Genomic DNA, 2,583 nt, shown 5'->3' with positions numbered 1-2,583 from the left:
ACGGGTATTACTGCCTATCAAAACAATAACGGCAATCCCCCTTTCAACAACAACCCGAAAAGCAATACTACTGCCAATAGTGCCAAAGTATACCAAATGAACGGTTCTGTCAACAAAACAGGACTCACCATTGCTTTGAAGGTAATGGCAGGTGATACCATCAACATATATGGAAAATCCTACTATAATTTAAATGGCGGAACAATATCGGGTACAACTACTGCTCCAACAACTTTGGCGCTCCTCACTTCATTTGCGAGTACCAATGCCATGAGCAGTAAAGGCGTGAGTGGAACGGCATTGAACAGTATTACTCAGTTAACCTCAGGCATTACCAGTCTATTGGGAACCCAGCCCGCTCAAACTTCTAGTACTCCCAAAGCCTTCATCAACTGGATCTTATTTGACGAACGCTTTAATTACACAGGTGGTGGCTACGACCGGGTAGGTAGTAGCGGAACTGTTAAAAATCACAATAGCAGTACTATTCCATCCATTGTAGTTCCGAAAAATGGGTACATTTATGTATATTGTAGTAACGAATCGAATATAAATGTGTTCTTTGATAATTTGCAGATCATTCACTCACGTGGACCAATAGTTGAAGAAACTCACTACTATCCTTTTGGGTTAACGATGGCTGCAGTTTCTTCAAAATCTGTTTCTTTCGGAGCGCCAACGAACAGGCTGAAATATAATGGCAAAGAAGAACAACGACAGGAGTTTAGTGATGGTGCTGGGTTGGAGTGGTTGGACTATGGGGCGAGGATGTATGATCAACAGATCGGTAGGTGGAATCATATAGATCCTCTGAGTGAACAATACCGTAGATGGTCACCTTATAATTATGCGGTTAACAATCCAATCAGGTTTATCGATCCGGATGGGATGGGAGTTACTGATGTAAAGATCAGTGGCAAGGCGATTAGTACTCAAGATGCTTTTGATCAACTTCAAGCATCTGTCCAAGGTCAACTTACTCTAAGTAGAGATAATAATGGAAACGTATCATACTCGATTAATAAAGATGCATCTGGGAATAATGTAACTCTAAGTAATGACGCAAAACAATTAGTTGCAGCAATTGATGACCATAGTATACAAATAGAGGTGAGAGCAGATCGAAATGCCTCATATACTTCTAATAATCTGTTATTAGTTGGCGGAGCGATGATGGGTAGTACTGTCACCCAAAATACCACAACTAATCCTTCAGGGCAAACTGTGCCGATAGTAAACGCCGTTCAAGAAGTTAACCCAACTGTTTTGGGGAAGGCAGATACTCATTTCCAGACTCCGGGAAAATTTATGTTACATGAAGTGACAGAAGCATATCAAGGGGCTTTAATCGCTCAAGCTCAAAACAAGTCGCTTGCTCCTACTACCGATCCACAAGACCCGGTGTATCTAGCAGCGCACGGAGCGGCTGTCACTCAACCTGGAACAATTATTGAGCAACCGATTGATCGAACTGGAGCAAATATAACAGGTATGTTTCCAGGGCTAATTGCAGGATACCGTTACTTCGCTGTTGGAGCTAACAATAATATGACCGAAATTCATAAAATCAAATGGAGATGAAATCAGCTATGGGATATTTAAATTTTAATTACGCGATAATTTTAATTATCATTTTATGTTTTCCTTTTTGCAAAACCAGAAGTCGGTCTTATGGCGAACCGATTACATTGCAGCGTCAAAATATTAAGCAGTTTTATAAAATTGCAAAAATCGACTCAATAGGTAACGTATTTGTTATTTATGCAAGGAAAGATAGTTCAGTTTACAAGATCGTTTCCACAAAAAGCGAAGAAAACTGCGAGCGTCTCTTAGTCGGCAAATCCTATCCATTGCTGTTAAACAATCTAGTTCAAAAAACGGTTGATAGTCATAAGGTTTCTCGACACGCAATACCCCATCTCGGAGGTATCATGTATTACGGAGCTCCTATAATATTTGAACCCGATTCTATCCTTGATATTTACACGGCTTTAAACCTTAGTGGACTTTGTTTGAAGTAGGGAGTCCAAATATAGTAGTTGTTTAATATCTTCAGTTGGCTTAGCTTGAGCAAGGATGATGTTGAATAGTTTAGGTGCCGGCGCGGGTGTTTTTTCGTTGAATAGAGGGTTTTTGAAACTTCAGGTGGCGAGGAAAAACAACCCGTTCCTAGGTAGATATAAAGAATAACGACAGAGCCGGTGAGTGGCTTTTGTTTTAAAGTGCATGCAGTTTTGCAGATTTAATAAAACCATCGAGAGCTTGCAAAATATTTTTCTTGTCTTTATCAGACAATATAGAAATGTTAAAGAGCCGTTCAAGCATGGCAGTATCTTTAAGAACATCCTGCATTCCCCCTGTCCCTTCCCGCAACGGCTATCGCATACACGACTGCTTTTGCTCCGCAAAGCTAGCCCCTACTTCCTTCTTTATATCTCTTCCTACTGTTTCTAATTCAATTATTTCTTAAAAGACCACCTCGGTAACGTACGTATGGTACTTACAGAAGAAAGTCAACAAGATGTTTATCCGGCGTTGACATTTGAAGGTACTTGGACGGACACGACCACCGCAGTAGCTATT

Annotated in this window: 2 protein-coding genes; both read left to right on the top strand. The window is 40.5% G+C overall.

Translation table 11 applies throughout. The features are described 5' to 3' along the window. On the top strand, positions 1-1,581 hold a 1,581-nt coding region (locus tag ACQ2HE_RS19825), incomplete at its 5' end, for an RHS repeat-associated core domain-containing protein (protein ID WP_430902505.1). Continuing rightward, positions 1,578-2,021 (top strand): hypothetical protein, encoded by a 444-nt coding sequence (locus tag ACQ2HE_RS19820; RefSeq protein ID WP_430901913.1) that lies wholly within the window; start codon positions 1,578-1,580, stop codon positions 2,019-2,021. The genes ACQ2HE_RS19825 and ACQ2HE_RS19820, both read left to right, overlap by 4 nt. Positions 2,022-2,583: the final 562 nt, after the last annotated feature.

Origin of the sequence: Endoryza foliicola, from assembly GCF_050589245.1 — a bacterium.
Classification (GTDB): domain Bacteria; phylum Bacteroidota; class Bacteroidia; order Chitinophagales; family Chitinophagaceae; genus Endoryza; species Endoryza foliicola.
This window is presented reverse-complemented; position numbering and strand designations above follow the sequence as displayed.